13 protein-coding genes are annotated in these 13713 nt (G+C 74.8%); 6 read left to right on the top strand and 7 right to left on the bottom strand.

All coding sequences use genetic code 11. The annotated features are described in order from the left end of the window. Positions 1-98 precede the first annotated feature (98 nt). Positions 99-596, top strand: a complete 498-nt coding sequence (locus tag ACZ55U_RS12475) for a MarR family winged helix-turn-helix transcriptional regulator (protein WP_465525335.1) — start codon at positions 99-101, stop codon at positions 594-596. Here the strand turns inward: ACZ55U_RS12475 and asnB are convergent. The 4 genes from asnB to ACZ55U_RS12495 are packed head-to-tail and all read right to left on the bottom strand — an operon-like array spanning position 580 to position 5203. Beyond that, entirely contained in the window at positions 580-2409 is a 1830-nt protein-coding gene (gene asnB / locus ACZ55U_RS12480; protein WP_465525337.1) for an asparagine synthase (glutamine-hydrolyzing), read from the bottom strand. The genes ACZ55U_RS12475 and asnB overlap by 17 nt on opposite strands. 2 nt (positions 2410-2411) lie before the next feature. Then, positions 2412-2666: an acyl carrier protein gene (locus ACZ55U_RS12485; protein WP_465525339.1), complete on the bottom strand. Its 255-nt coding sequence runs from the start codon at positions 2664-2666 to the stop codon at positions 2412-2414. Positions 2667-2717: 51 nt separating this feature from the next. After that, a complete protein-coding gene (locus ACZ55U_RS12490) occupies positions 2718-3923 on the bottom strand; it encodes a ketosynthase chain-length factor (protein WP_465525341.1) in 1206 nt (401 codons plus the stop codon). Continuing rightward, entirely contained in the window at positions 3920-5203 is a 1284-nt protein-coding gene (locus ACZ55U_RS12495) for a beta-ketoacyl-[acyl-carrier-protein] synthase family protein (protein ID WP_465525343.1), read from the bottom strand. Before ACZ55U_RS12495 ends, ACZ55U_RS12490 begins: the two co-directional genes overlap by 4 nt. 298 nt (positions 5204-5501) lie before the next feature. Between ACZ55U_RS12495 and ACZ55U_RS12500 the strand changes: the two genes are divergently transcribed. After that, on the top strand, positions 5502-6758 hold the full coding sequence (locus ACZ55U_RS12500) for an FAD-dependent oxidoreductase (protein ID WP_465525345.1): 1257 nt from the start codon (positions 5502-5504) through the stop codon (positions 6756-6758). Next, complete coding sequence (locus tag ACZ55U_RS12505; protein ID WP_465525347.1) at positions 6755-8074, top strand: cation:proton antiporter; 1320 nt, start codon at positions 6755-6757, stop codon at positions 8072-8074. Before ACZ55U_RS12500 ends, ACZ55U_RS12505 begins: the two co-directional genes overlap by 4 nt. Positions 8075-8231: 157 nt before the next feature. On the opposite strand, the gene ACZ55U_RS12510 is transcribed toward ACZ55U_RS12505, so the two are convergent. From ACZ55U_RS12510 to ACZ55U_RS12520, 3 genes are all read right to left on the bottom strand, one after another. Continuing rightward, positions 8232-8462, bottom strand: a complete 231-nt coding sequence (locus ACZ55U_RS12510; RefSeq protein ID WP_465525349.1) for a DUF6059 family protein — start codon at positions 8460-8462, stop codon at positions 8232-8234. A 104-nt stretch (positions 8463-8566) separates the two neighbouring features. Next, the gene (locus tag ACZ55U_RS12515) at positions 8567-8806 is read right to left on the bottom strand and encodes a chaplin (RefSeq protein WP_465525351.1); all 240 of its coding nucleotides are present in this window, start codon (positions 8804-8806) and stop codon (positions 8567-8569) included. Between the two features lie 518 nt (positions 8807-9324). Further along, the gene (locus ACZ55U_RS12520; RefSeq protein WP_465525353.1) at positions 9325-11568 is read right to left on the bottom strand and encodes a heavy metal translocating P-type ATPase; all 2244 of its coding nucleotides are present in this window, start codon (positions 11566-11568) and stop codon (positions 9325-9327) included. 260 nt (positions 11569-11828) lie between these two features. Here ACZ55U_RS12520 and ACZ55U_RS12525 point away from each other — a divergent pair, with 260 nt between their 5' ends. From ACZ55U_RS12525 to ACZ55U_RS12535, 3 genes are all read left to right on the top strand, one after another. After that, positions 11829-12197, top strand: a complete 369-nt coding sequence (locus ACZ55U_RS12525; RefSeq protein ID WP_465525355.1) for a metal-sensitive transcriptional regulator — start codon at positions 11829-11831, stop codon at positions 12195-12197. A gap of 76 nt (positions 12198-12273) precedes the next feature. After that, entirely contained in the window at positions 12274-13254 is a 981-nt protein-coding gene (locus ACZ55U_RS12530) for a hypothetical protein (protein ID WP_465525357.1), read from the top strand. 80 nt (positions 13255-13334) lie between these two features. Then, positions 13335-13685 carry a hypothetical protein gene (locus tag ACZ55U_RS12535; protein WP_465525359.1) on the top strand — a complete coding sequence of 117 codons (351 nt, stop codon included), beginning with the start codon at positions 13335-13337 and terminating at the stop codon, positions 13683-13685. Positions 13686-13713: the final 28 nt, after the last annotated feature.

Genomic DNA, 13713 nt, shown 5'->3' on the forward strand with positions numbered 1-13713 from the left:
AAATCGACAAGGTCTTGTCGAGTCGACGATAGCGGCGAGCGGAGCGGAACGACAAGTTCTTGACGAAATCCTGAGCGGACGGCCGTTACGCTGCCTCCATGACCGACCTCTCCCCCACGGCCGAGACCCTGAGCGGCGTCACCACCGAACTGTTCGCCGTCAACGGCGCCCTGCTGCGCGCGGGTGACGCGCTCTCCGCGCGCTTCGGGCTCACCTCCGCCCGCTGGCAGGTCCTCGGCCTGCTCGCCGACGGCCCGCAGAGCGCCGCCCAACTGGCCCGCGAGCGCGGGCTGCGCCGGCAGGCCGTCCAGCAGACCGTGGTCAAGCTGGTCGAGGAGGGCCTGGTCACCACCGCCGCCAACCCGGCCGACCGGCGGGCCCCGCTGGTCTCGCTCACCTCCGAGGGGGCCGCCGCCCTGGCCCGGATCGAGCCCGCCGAGCGCCGGTGGATGGAGCACCTCGCCGACGGACTGGACCCGGACGACCTGGAGGCCGCGCTGCGAGTGCTGCGCGGCCTCCGGACGGTCCTGGCCGAGGGGCTCCCCCCGTCGGCGGGCGACGGCGCGGACGCCGCCGCCGTCACAGGTCCAGCGTGACCTCGTACTCGGTGAGCCAGGAGTTCAGCCCCAGCACCAGCTCCAGGCTGCCCCGGTCGTAGGGCCGGCTCACCGCGCCGGCCTCCCGGCCGGCCGCGGCCCGGGCCAGGTCCCGGTCCAGCAGCGGCCGCACCGGGGCGTCCCGGTCGTCGAGCACCCGGGCCAGCCCGGCCCGCAGCCCGGCCTCGTAGCCCGGGTCCTGGGTCGCCGGGTACGGGGTCTTCACCCGCTCGACCACCGAACGCGGCAGCAGGTCGGCCACCGCCGCGCGCAGCAGGCTCTTCTCCCGGCCGTCGAAGCTCTTCATCGCCCACGGCGTGTTGAAGACGTACTCGACGAGCCGGTGGTCGCAGAACGGCACCCGCACCTCCAGGCCGACCGCCATGCTCATCCGGTCCTTGCGGTCGAGGAGGGTCTGCACGAACCGGGTCAGGTTGAGGTACGAGACCTCGCGCATCCGCCGCTCGGACTCCGGCTCGCCCGCCAGCACCGGGACCTCGGCGATCGCCTCGGCGTAGCGGGCTGCCCGGTGGCCGTCGAGGTCCAGCTTGTCCAGCAGGTCCCGCCGGAACAGCGCGTTGCCGCCGAAGTAGCGCGCCGAGCCCGCGGTGAGCCACGGGAAGGTCCCGGCACGCAGGGCCAGCGGGTTGCGGAACCAGCGGTAGCCGCCGAAGAGTTCGTCCGCGGCCTCGCCGGACAGCGCCACCGTCACGTCCTCCCGCACGGCGCGGAAGAACAGGTGGAGCGAGGGCCACATGTCGCCCCAGTAGGCGGGCGGCAGGTCGGTCGCCCGCAGCACCGCGGCGCGTACCGCCGGATCGGACAGCCCCGCGGCGTCCAGCAGCACCTCCCGGTGGTCGGCGCCCACGTGCCGCGCCAGGTCGCGGACGTACGGCGCGTCCGTCTCCCGGCGGACGGCGTCGGAGACGAAGGCGCCGGCCGCGCCCCGGAAGTCCACCGAGAACGAGCGCACCGGCCCGCTCCGGGCGGCCAGCGCGGTCACCGCGGAGGAGTCCAGACCTCCCGAGAGCAGGGTGCCCAGCGGCACGTCCGAGACCAGCTGGCGGGCGACGGTGTCCGCGAGCAGTTCCCGGACGGTGCCGATGGTCGTCGGCAGGTCGTCGGTGTGCTCGCGGGCCTCCAGCCGCCAGTACGTCCGGCGCCGCACGCCGCCGCGGCCGACCACGACCAGCTGGCCGGGCCGGACCTCGGCCAGGCCGGAGAAGACGGCCGCCTCGGGCGTCTTCACCATGTCCAGCACCTCGCACAGGCCCCGCGCGCCGATCCGGCGGGGCAGCGCGCGGTCCGCCAGCACGGCCTTCGGCTCCGAGCCGAACCGCACCCCGGAGGCCGTCGGCCAGTAGTAGAGCGGCTTGACGCCCATCCGGTCGCGGACCAGCAGCAGTTCCTCGGTGTGCTCGTCCCAGACCGCGAAGGCGAACATCCCGTTCAGCCGCTCCGCGACCCCGGCGCCCCACTGGAGGTAGCCGCGGAGCACCACCTCGGTGTCACAGGCGGTCCTGAACCGGTGCCCGTGCGCGGTGAGTTCGGCGCGCAGCTCGCGGAAGTTGTAGACCTCGCCGCTGAACGTGATCACCGCGCCGCGCCCCTCGTGCCGGGCGGTCATCGGCTGCTGCCCGTGCTCCGGGTCGATCACCGCCAGCCGCCGGTGGCCGAGGCCGGCCGACGGGCCGGACCAGACCCCTTCGGCGTCCGGCCCACGGCAGGACATGGTGCCGGTCATCGCCCGGAGCAGTTCCCGGCGCTGTTCGGGCGGGACGTCGTAGTCGACCGTCCCCGCGATTCCGCACATGCTCAACGGACCTTGGCGAGAGCGAGGTTGACCGCCTCCAGGAGGTGCCGCGGGGTCTCGGCGTCGACCACGGTCTCGTCCGGGAGGGTGATGCCGTGGTCCCGCTCGATGGTGTTGAGGGTGTTGAACAGCGCGAGCGAGTCGTAGCCGAGGTCGGCGAAGGGCATGTCCAGGAGGTCCGCGCGGTCGAGGCCTCCGTCGGTGCCGGCGGCCTCCTTCAGTACGGTGATCAGGTCGTCAAGGGTGAACGCTGCCATGGTTGTTCCTCACGTCGGTGGGTCGGTCGGGTTCGGATGGGGTCCGCGGTGTCAGCGGGTCAGCACCAGGGCGCTGTTGAAGCCGCCGTGGCCGCGGGCGAGGACCAGCGCGGCGGCCAGCCGGGCCGGCCGCGGCCGGTCCCGCACCAGGTCGAGGTCCGGGTGGGCCGGCCGGTCGATGTGGACGGACGGCGGGACCACGCCGTCCCGCAGCGCGAGCAGCGCGGCCGCGACGTCCAGCGGGGCACCGCCGGCCAGCAGCCGCCCCGTCATCGTCTTGGGCGCCGCCACCGGCACCCCGCGCGGACCGAAGACCGCGCTCAGCACCTCGGCCTCGGCGCGGTCCCGTTCGGCGACCCCGCTGGCGTCGGCGAAGACCACGTCGATGTCGGACGGGCCGAGCCCGGCGTCGGCGAGCGCCGCCTCGACCGCCCGGCGCAGCCCGGGCGGCCGGCCGGAGCCGGGCCGGGGGTCGAAGGTCGCCGCGTAGCCGGCGATCCGCCCGTAGTGGCGGTGGCGCCCGCGATCGGCGGCCCGCTCCGGGGCCTCCAGGACGAGCAGCGCGCCGCCCTCCCCGGGCACCCCGCCGGAGGCGTCGGCGTCGAACGGCAGGAAGGCCCGGTGCGGCTCCCGGCGCGGGCTGACCGTCCCGCTGCGGGTCAGGCAGAGCCACGACCACGGGCACAGCGAGCCGTCCACGCCGCCGGCCAGCATCAGCGCGGTGCCCTCGCGGACGTGCCGGCGCGCCTTGGCCAGCGCGTCCAGCCCGCCCGCCTGCTCGGCCACCAGGGCCGAACCGGGCCCGCGCATGCCGTGGCGGATGGAGATCTGCCCGGTGTTGACCGGGTAGAACCACGCGAAGGCCTGGTAGGCGCTGACGTACGCCGGGCCCCGGCTCCACAGCGCCTGGAGTTCCTTCTGCCCGAACGCGAAGCCGCCCGCCGAGGCCGCCGTCACCACCCCGGCCGCGTACTCCGGCATCGCCGCCGGGTCGGCCCCCGCGTCGGCCAGCGCCTCCTCGGCCGCGACCAGGGCCAGCCGGGTCATGTGGTCGGTCTGCGGCAGCAGCCGCCCCGGCAGGTGCTCCTCGGGGGTGAAGTTCACCTCCCCGGCCACGTGCGCCCGGTACCCGGCGGAGTCGAAGCGGGTCAGCGGCCCGAGGCCGGAACGGCCCGCCAGCGTGGCCTCCCAGTACTCCGCCACGCCCCAGCCGTTCGGTGCCACCACGCCGAGCCCGGTCACCACCACGTCCGTCATGCCCGGCTCCACTCCGGCTCGGCGAGCACGATCGCGCTCTGGAAGCCGCCGAAGCCGCTCGCCACGCTCAGCACCGTCGGCACCCGCTGCTCGCGCGCCACCAGCGGCACGTAGTCCAGGTCGCACGCGGGGTCCGGCACGTGGAGGTTGGCGGTGGGCGGCACCACCGAGTGCTCGACGGCCAGCGCGCAGGCGGCGAACTCCAGGGCGCACACCGCGCCCAGCGAGTGCCCGATCATCGACTTGATCGAGCTGATCGGCACCCGGCGGGCGTGCTCGCCGAGGCTCTTCTTGAACGCGGCGGTCTCGTGCCGGTCGTTCTGCTTGGTCGCCGAGCCGTGCGCGTTGACGTAGCCGACCTCCTCGGGGTTCATCCGGCTGCGCTCCAGGGCGACCCGGATCGCCTCGGCCATCTCGTTGCCGTCCACCCGCAGCCCGGTCATGCTGTAGGCGTTGCAGCGCCCGGCGTAGCCCGTGACCTCGGCGTAGACGTGCGCGCCGCGCCGCAGCGCGTGCTCCCGCTCCTCCAGCACGAACATCGCGGCCCCCTCGCCGAGGGCGAAGCCGTTGCGGGTCAGGTCGAACGGGCGCGAGGCGCTCTCCGGCTCGTCGTTGCGCGGGGTGGTCGCCTTGATCGCGTCGAAGCAGGCCACCGTGATCGGGGAGATCGCCGCGTCCGAGGCGCCGGCCAGCATGACGTCGGCCGCGTCGTCCCGGATCAGGTCACAGGCGTGCGCGATGACGTCGATCCCCGAGGTGCAACCGGTCGACACCACGCCCACCGGGCCCTCCGCCTCCACCAGCCAGGCCAGTTCGGTGGCCATCGAGGACGGGACGAAGTAGTCGTAGAGGTACGGCACGCCGTGCGCGTCGTCCACCAGCCGCCGGCGGCCCTCGTCGCTGACCACGGCGAACTCCCGGTCCAGGCTGATCGTCATCCCGCAGGCCGTGCCCGCCATCACCCCGGTGCGCGGCGGGTCGTTGGTCCCGGCCACGCCCGAGTCCGCCAGTGCCTCCCGGGCGGCGACGACCGCGAACTGGGCGGTCCGGTCCCACTGCCGGATCTGACGCTGCGTCAGTCCGCAGGCCACCGGGTCGAAGTCGCACTCGGCGGCGACCCGGGAGCGGAACGGCGACGGGTCGAAGGCCGAGATCGTCCGGGTCGCGGTGCGGCCGGCCGTCAGCAGCTCCCAGAACGCCTTCGTGCCCACCTCGCCCGGTGCCACCACCCCGATCCCGGTCACCACCACGCGCCGACGGCCGTCGTCAACTCTCGCCACTGTTCCCCCTGCTGGTCTCGCTGTCCGTCTCCGGCGCCATGCCCTGACCTCCTGTCCGGTCCGTCCGCCCCGCCCGCGGGCTCGGACCGGGCGGGAGTCGATCCGGAACCAGATCGTGCTGGCCCGGCTTCGCGGGCCCTTCGAGCCGCCGTCCACCAGCCCCGGCCGGCGCCGCCGCACCGCCGCCCGCGCTCCCGGCCGCACCCGCGCCGCGCCCGCCCCGGTCCGCCCCTGCCCGTGCCCGCGCCGGAAGACGGCGCGAACCGGCGTTGAGGGACGCCTCCTAGCGTCTGGCCGCATGGACATCGACACCGACATCTGCGTGGTCGGGGGCGGCCCGGCCGGGCTGACCCTCGCCCTGCTGCTGGTCCGCTCCGGACTGCGGGTCACCGTGCTGGAGCGCAGCCGTTCGCTGGAGCGGACGTACCGCGGGGAGATCCTCCAACCCGGCGGCCAGGCCCTGCTGGACGAGCTGGGCGTGCTCGCCCCGGCCCGGGAGCGCGGCGCCGTCGAGCACGACCGGTTCCTGCTGGAGGAACACGGGCGGATCCTCATCGACGGCGACTACCGCCGCCTGCCCGGCCCGTACAACTGCCTGCTGAGCCTGCCGCAGCGGCACCTGCTGACCGAGCTGCTGGCCGCGTGCGAACGCCACGACGGGTTCCGGCAGCTCGCCGGCGCCAGGGCGACCGCACTGATCGAGGAGGACGGCGCGGTCCGCGGGGTCGTCGCGGGCGGCACCGCCGGCTCCCCCGACCGGGTGGTGCGGGCGCGCTGCGTGGTCGCCGCGGACGGCCGGTTCTCCAAGGTCCGCACCCTGGCCGGGATCGGCTACCGGCGCCAGGAGCTGTTCAGCCAGGACGTGCTCTGGTTCCGGCTCGACGCACCGGTCCGGCGGGACGCCCGCCGCCCGAACGCGGTACGGGTCTTCCGGGCCGGCGGAAACCCCGTGCTCAGCTACCGCTCCGTGCCCGACGCCCTCCAACTCGGCTGGACCCTCCCGCACGGCGGCTTCCGCGAGCTCGCCGATCACGGCATCGACCACCTGATCGGCCGACTCGCCCTCGCCGCACCGGAGTACGCCGACCGCATCCGCGCCGAGATCACCGGCTTCGGCGACCTCTCGCTGCTCGACGTGTTCTCCGGCAGCGCCGACCACTGGGTGCGCGACGGCCTGCTGCTGATCGGCGACAGCGCCCACACCCACAGCCCGATCGGCGCCCAGGGGATCAACCTGGCCATCCGCGACGCCGTCGCGGCCCACCCGGTGCTCGTCGAGGCCGTCCGCAGCGGCGACACCCGCGCCGACCGCCTGGTCCGGTACGAACGGGCGCGCCGCCCCGAGGTCGAGCGGATCACCCGCGTCCAGCGCGTCCAGAGCCGGATGATGCTCTCCACCGGGCGGCTCTCCTCGACCCTGCGCCCGCGCGCGGCGGCCCTGGTGTCCCGGACCCCGGTGTACGGCGCCATGCTGCGCCGGATCGCCTTCGGCACCGAGCCCGTCCCGCTGCGCGCCGACCTGTTCACCGGCCTGCTCGCCGGACCCGGGCGGTGAGCGGGCGCGCGGCGCTGGCCGCCTCCGGGGAGTCCTCGACGGCGGGCGGGGTGCTCCTCGCCCTCGCCGTCATCCTGGCCACCGCCTTCGTCTGCGGACGGATCGCCCACCGGGTGCGCCAGCCGGTGGTGATGGGCGAGATCATCGGTGGGGTGGCGCTCGGGCCGAGCCTGCTCGGACTGCTGCCGGGGCACCTGGACGCCGTCCTGTTCCCCGCGGAGGTCCAGTCCTACCTCCGGGTGCTGTCCCAACTGGGCCTGGTGCTCTTCATGTTCACCGTCGGCCTGCGCTTCGACGCCGGCCACCTGCGGGGCGCCGGGCGCCGGGTGACGGCGGTGTCGCTCAGTTCGGTGGCCCTTCCGTTCGCGCTCGGCGTCGGGCTGGCCCTGCTGCTCCACCCCTGGTTCGACCGCTCCCAGCTGGCCGTCGACGGCCGGCTCGGGCCCGCGCTGTTCCTGGGCGCGGCGATGTCCATCACCGCCTTCCCCGTCCTCGCCCGGATCATCGCCGAGCGGCGGATGCAGCACGACCCGCTCGGCAGTCTGTCGCTGGCGTGCGCCGCCCTCCAGGACTTCCTGGCCTGGTGCGCGCTGGCCGTCGTGGTGGCGGTGGTGCAGGCCGGGGACCCGTGGTCGCTCGGACGGCTGGCGCTGGACACCGCCGTGCTGGTGCTGGTGCTGGTCGGCGTCGTCCGGCCATGCCTGGCCCGGCTGCTGGCCCCGGGCCGGCGCCGCCCGCTCGGCAGGCCGTGGGTCCACGCCCTGCTCGTCACCGGCACCCTGGTCACGGCCTGGGTCACCGGCCGGATCGGGCTGGACGCGGTGTTCGGGGCGTTCATGTTCGGCGCGGCGGTGCCCCGGGAACGGATCGAGGCCGTCGCGCCCGAGGTCCCGGAGCAGATCGAACGGGCCGGTCTCCTGCTGCTGCCGGCCTTCTTCGCCGTGACCGGCCTCACCGTCGACCTGACCGGTCTCGGGCCGCGGGGCCTGCTCGTCGTGGCGGCGGTGCTGGTCGCGGCCTGCGCCGGGAAGTTCGCGGGTGCCGTCGGCGCCGCCCTGGCGACCGGCTCGACCAGGCGGGAGGCGGCCGTGCTCGGCATCCTGCTCAACGCCCGGGGCCTGACCGAACTGGTCATCCTCGACGTGGGCCACCGGCTGGGGGTGATCGACACCAGGATGTTCACCGCCATGGTGGTGATGGCCCTGGTGACGACGCTGATGACCGGGCCGCTGCTGGCCCGGGCCCGGGCCGGGGAGGCCGTCGCGCCGTCGGCGTCGGCGGCCGAGCCCGCGCGGGCCTCGCCGATGTCCTCCTGAGGCCTGCCGCGACAACCGAGACGGCCCGGGCGCCGGGCGCGGGAGCCCTCAGCGCGGGTCCGTCCACCCGGCGCCCGGGCCGGACGGCCGGTCCCCTCGTGGGCCGGGCCGTCGGCCCTGCTCCCGGCCCCGCTCCCCGCCCCGCTCCCGAGCCGGCTCACGGCCCCCCACGGCCCAGCTCACGGCTCAGCCGCCGCTCCGCCGGGCTGAGGGGCAGATCGGGGCGCAGCCGCTCCGGGTGCCCCGGCGCCGGTCCTTCCCCCGCCGATGTCCTCTCCGTCCCTGCGCCGTCGGCCGGCAGCGCGTAGCCCGCCATCTGCCCCAGTGCCGCCAGCCCCCGCGCGAGCCGGCGCGCCACCCTGGGGATCCATCTCCTCGGTTCACGCATCCGCCGACCATGACGGCCCGCGTTGGTGCGCCGGTCGAGCCGGGCCGGAACACGGCGCCGGGGCCGCCCGCCGGGTGTGACGGACGGCCCCGGCGCGCGGGGGACTACTCGTTGATGCAGATGTTGCCGAAGGCCGGGTTGAGGAGCCCGATGATGTCGATCGAGTTCCCGCAGATGTTGGCCTCCAGGTTGACCGGGACCTGGATCAGGTTGCCGGAGAGGACACCGGGCGAGCCGGCGGCCACGCCGTTGGCCTCGGCGCCACCGGCGGAGGCGGTCCCGGCGCCGGCGAGGACCGTTACCGCGGCGAGGGCGGTGACGGCGAGAGTGGTGCGAATACGCATTGCGTCGCTCCTTGTGAGCACGGAGGTTCGAAGTGTGACGATCACACCCGCCCACGATCACAAGGGATCTGCTCCGCCGCACGCCGGATTGCCCCGTCCTGGGGCGTGTCGCTCGGCGGCCCGACCGGTGGAGTCGCGACGCTGCGTGATTCCAGCAGCTCCCGGGCCGGGATCGGCCGCCCGCGCGTGGCGCGGCGCTCCGAGGCCGACCGCCTCCTCCCCCTGCGCCCGGGCCTCGGGCGCCCGGGCGTAGTCGATCCGACCGGCGTAACGCGGCCGGGGCTGCGGGGGCGCGGTGGAGCACGGCCGGGACGGCGGGGGCGCCCCGCACGGCGGAGCACGGCCGGGACGGCGGGCCGCGGTGGAGCCGCCGGAGCACCCCCGCGGCGCGCGCATGCCGAGGCCCCGGAACCCTGGCTGGGTCCCGGGGCCTCGGCCCGGCGGAGGAAGATGGCTCGGATGGTTGCTGCCGGAGCGCCCGGGCGCGCCCCGGCGGACGCGCCCCGGCGGACGGGGCTTCAGCGGAAGCGGCGCAGCCGGAGGCTGTTGCCGACCACGAAGACCGAGGAGAAGGCCATCGCGGCCCCCGCGATCATCGGGTTGAGCATCCCGGCCGCCGCCAGCGGCAGGGCGGCCACGTTGTAGCCGAAGGCCCAGAACAGGTTGCTCTTGATGGTGCCGAGGGTCTTGCGGGAGAGGCGGATGGCATCCACCGCGGCCAGCAGGTCGCCGCGGACCAGGGTGAGGTCGCCGGCCTCGATGGCGGCGTCGGTGCCGGTGCCCATCGCCAGGCCCAGGTCGGCCTGGGCGAGCGCGGCGGCGTCGTTGACGCCGTCGCCGACCATCGCCACGGCCCTGCCCTCGGCCTGGAGCCGCTTGACGGTCTCCACCTTGTCCTGCGGCATGACCTCGGCGATCACGTGCTCCGGCTCGATGCCGACCTCGGCGGCGACGGCCTCGGCCACCGCCCGGTTGTCGCCGGTCAGCAGCACCGGGGTCAGGCCCAGGGCCCGCAGCTTGCCGATGGCCTCGGCGCTGGTCGGCTTGACCGCGTCGGCGACCTCCAGCACGGCCCGCGCCTCGCCGTCCCAGCCGACCGCGATCGCGGTGCGGCCGGCCGCCTCGGCGGCGGCCTTGGCCTCGGCCAGCGCCTCGGGCAGGTACTGCGACCACTGGTTCAGCAGGGCCTCGCGGCCGGCCACCACGGCGTGGCCGTCCACCACGCCCTGGACGCCCAGGCCCGGGACGTTCTCGAAGCCCTCGACGGCGGGCAGGTCGCCGGCCTTGGCGGCGGCGTTGGCGATCGCCCGGGCGATCGGGTGCTCGGAGGCGTGCTCCAGGGCGCCGGCCAGGCGCAGCACCTCGGCCTCGGTGGCGTCGGCGGTGGTGTGGACGGCGAGCAGGGTCATCTGGCCGCTGGTGACGGTGCCGGTCTTGTCCAGGACGATGGTGTCGACCTTGCGGGTGGACTCCAGGACCTCCGGGCCCTTGATCAGGATGCCGAGCTGGGCGCCGCGGCCGGTGCCGACCAGCAGTGCGGTCGGGGTGGCCAGGCCCAGGGCGCAGGGGCAGGCGATGATCAGCACGGCGACCGCTGCGGTGAAGGCGGCGGTCCAGCCCTCGCCGGTGCCGAGCCAGTAGCCCAGGGTGGCCACCGCGAGGGTGATCACGATCGGCACGAAGACGGCGGAGATCCGGTCGGCGAGGCGCTGGGCGGCGGCCTTGCCGTTCTGGGCGTCCTCGACCAGCTTGGCCATCCGGGACAGCTGGGTGTCCGCGCCGACCCGGGTGGCCTCGACGACCAGCCGGCCGCCCGCGTTGACGGTGGCGCCGGTGACGCCGTCACCGACCCCGACCTCGACCGGGACGGACTCGCCGGTCAGCATCGAGGCGTCCACGGCCGAGGCGCCCTCGACCACCGTGCCGTCGGTGGCGATCTTCTCGCCCGGCCGGACGACGAAGCGGTCGCCCACCGCGAGGTCCGCGATCGGGATCAGCACCTCGGTGCCGCCGCGCAGCACCGTCACGTCCTTGGCGCCCAGTTCCAGCAGCGCCTTCAGCGCCGCCCCGGCGGTGCGCTTGGAGCGGGCCTCGAAGTAGCGGCCGGCCAGGATGAAGGCGGTGACGCCGGCCGCCGCCTCCAGGTAGATGTTGGACGAGCCGTCGCTGCGGGCGATGGTGAGTTCGAAGCCGTGGCGCATGCCCGGCATCCCCGCGTCGCCGAAGAACAGCGCCCACAGCGACCAGAGGAACGCGGCGATGGTGCCGAGCGAGACCAGGGTGTCCATGGTCGCGGCGCCGTGCCGGGCGTTGGTGAACGCGGCCCGGTGGAACGGCCAGGCGGCGTAGGTGACGACGGGGGCGGCGAGGGTCAGCGACAGCCACTGCCAGTTGTCGAACTGGAGGGCCGGCACCATCGCCATGGCGATCACCGGCACCGCGAGCGCCACCGCCGTGAACAGGCGCTGGCGCAGCGGGGCCAGCCCGTCGGCCGGCTCGGCCTGCTCGCCGTCGGCACCCTCGGCGGCCGGGGGCTTGGGCAGCGCGGCGGTGTAGCCGGTGGCCTCGACGGTGGCGATCAGGTCGGCGACCTCGACGCCGCCCTCGAAGGAGACCTTCGCCTTCTCGGTGGCGTAGTTGACGCTGGCGGTGACCCCGTCCATCCGGTTGAGCTTCTTCTCGATGCGGGCGGCGCACGACGCGCACGTCATTCCGCCGATCGAGAGTTCCACCTCCGCGGAGGCGGGTGCCTGCGTAGTCATCGTCGCTCCTCGTGACAGTTCGTCCTGTCCGGCCGGACCGGTCGTACAGGGGCCTTGCGGGTCGTACGGCGGTGCGTTCCTGCGGTAGTTTCGGTGGCCGGGCCGTCATACCCAGGAGGGGTATCGGGCGGTGCCACGTCCAGTTATACCCCCGAGGGGTATCGAGAGCAAGCCCTGAGCGATACCCCCGGCAGGTATTTTTCCAGGGCGGCGATCCTGCGGGATCCGCTTGACGTGATACCCCCATGGGGTATTCACTCATGAGTGTCGAGCTCCCGGGGCCGCACGCCCCGCCGACCGATCCCCGCGCTCCCGCACTCCCCCGCCGGAATCCTGAGGAGGGCCCCATGGCCGGCTACCGCAACGACAAGGACCAGCTCCTGCGCCGACTGCGCCGCGTCGAGGGCCAGATCCGCGGCCTCCAGCGGATGGTCGACACCGACACCTACTGCCTCGACACGCTGACGCAGGTCTCGGCCGCCACCAAGGCCCTCCAGTCCGTCGCCCTGCACCTGCTCGACAGCCACCTCGCCCACTGCGTCCAGGACGCCATCGCGGGCGGCGGCGCCGAGGCGGACGCCAAGGTCGCCGAGGCCTCGCAGGCCATCGCCCGGCTCATGCGGGCCTGACCGCTTCCGTTCCACCCCTTTCCCGCTTCCCGTTTCCCGCCTCCCGCTTCTTGCTCGGACGTCCCAGGAGACCCCCATGAACACCCCGCTGCGCATCACCGCCTTCGGTGCCGGACTCGCCGCCGCCTTCGGCCTCGCCCTCGGCGTCGGCCACGCCACCGGCAACGGCCCCTCCCCCGAGCCCGCCACCGCCGCGCACGGCGGGCACAACGCCGCCGGGGCGGGCCAGAGTTCACAGCACGCGGGCCAGGGTTCCGAGCACGCGGGCCACGCGGAGGGCGCCGGCGACGGCGCCGGCGGGGAGCACCTGCCCGGCGGGCTCCAGGTCTCCGAGCGCGGCTACACGCTCAGCGTCGAGAACCCCTTCGTCACCGCCGGCTCCCCCACCGACCTGCGCTTCCGCATCCTCGGCGCCGACGGCAAGCCGGTCACCGCCTACCAGCAGCAGCACGAGAAGGAGCTGCACCTGATCGTCGCCCCGCGCGACCTCTCCACCTTCCAGCACCTGCACCCGACGCTGGCCGCCGACGGCACCTGGAGCGCCCCGACCGCCGTCCCGGCCGCCGGGGAGTACCGGGTCTTCGCCGACTTCACCCCGACCGGGGCGAGCGAGGGCCTCACCCTCGGCGCCGACCTCCACGCCGCGGGGGACCTCCGGCCCGCCCCGCTGCCGGAGACCGGCCGGACCGTCACCGTCGACGGCTACACCGTCACCCTGGGCGGAGACCTCACCCCCGGGCACAGCGGCCGGCTCACCCTGAGCGTCAGCAAGGACGGCAGGCCGGTCACCGACCTCCAGCCCTACCTGGGGGCGTACGGCCACCTGGTCGCGCTGCGCGCCGGCGACCTCGCCTACCTGCACGTCCACCCGGACACCAGCACCCCGGGCCCGGAGATCGGCTTCACCACCACCGCCCCGAGCGGCGGCAGCTACCGGCTCTTCCTGGACTTCAAGCACCAGGACACCGTCCGCACCGCCGCCTTCACCGTGGCGACGGACGGCACGGTGAAGGCGGAAGCCGGGCACACCGAGGGCACGGACGACCACCAGCACTGAGACGCGGGCGCAGCGCCGGGCGATCCCGCATCGCGGATCGCCCGGCACCCTGGCGTTTCCGCACGCCATGGGCTTCCGGCATGCACGGCACCCTGACGGACCTCGCCCGCTGTCTCTACGACAACGCCGACGGCCTCACTCCAGACTGTGAACTCGACTGGGAGCACCAGGAGTTCTACTCCATAGAGCGACTGACCTTCGCCGACGCGGACCAGATCCTCACCATGCTGCAAACCCTCTGCCCACAGCTCGCGGACGGCTGCCTCCCGGTCTGGGCCCGCAACCTGGCCTACCGGCTGCTCCTGCTCCAGCGCCCCGACGACCCGGCCCTGATCCGCGAGGCGGGGCACAGTCCGTACCTCCACGGCCCTGACTGGGACGACATCGCGCGGGAGCTCCTACGGCGGGCCGACGCGCTCGAAGCGCGGTGAGCCCTACGCGCGACGCCCTACTGGGGGA

It is taken from the genome of Kitasatospora sp. NPDC034533 (assembly GCF_055575155.1).

Excerpts from the sequence above, each read along its gene's own strand:
- ACZ55U_RS12475 (WP_465525335.1), top strand. The coding sequence starts at position 99 with ATGACCGACCTCTCCCCCACGGCCGAGACCCTGAGCGGCGTCACCACC.
- asnB (WP_465525337.1), bottom strand. The coding sequence starts at position 2,409 with ATGTGCGGAATCGCGGGGACGGTCGACTACGACGTCCCGCCCGAACAG.
- ACZ55U_RS12485 (WP_465525339.1), bottom strand. The coding sequence starts at position 2,666 with ATGGCAGCGTTCACCCTTGACGACCTGATCACCGTACTGAAGGAGGCC.
- ACZ55U_RS12490 (WP_465525341.1), bottom strand. The coding sequence starts at position 3,923 with ATGACGGACGTGGTGGTGACCGGGCTCGGCGTGGTGGCACCGAACGGC.
- ACZ55U_RS12500 (WP_465525345.1), top strand. The coding sequence starts at position 5,502 with ATGGACATCGACACCGACATCTGCGTGGTCGGGGGCGGCCCGGCCGGG.
- ACZ55U_RS12510 (WP_465525349.1), bottom strand. The coding sequence starts at position 8,462 with ATGCGTGAACCGAGGAGATGGATCCCCAGGGTGGCGCGCCGGCTCGCG.
- ACZ55U_RS12515 (WP_465525351.1), bottom strand. The coding sequence starts at position 8,806 with ATGCGTATTCGCACCACTCTCGCCGTCACCGCCCTCGCCGCGGTAACG.
- ACZ55U_RS12520 (WP_465525353.1), bottom strand. The coding sequence starts at position 11,568 with ATGACTACGCAGGCACCCGCCTCCGCGGAGGTGGAACTCTCGATCGGC.
- ACZ55U_RS12525 (WP_465525355.1), top strand. The coding sequence starts at position 11,829 with ATGAGTGTCGAGCTCCCGGGGCCGCACGCCCCGCCGACCGATCCCCGC.
- ACZ55U_RS12530 (WP_465525357.1), top strand. The coding sequence starts at position 12,274 with ATGAACACCCCGCTGCGCATCACCGCCTTCGGTGCCGGACTCGCCGCC.
- ACZ55U_RS12535 (WP_465525359.1), top strand. The coding sequence starts at position 13,335 with ATGCACGGCACCCTGACGGACCTCGCCCGCTGTCTCTACGACAACGCC.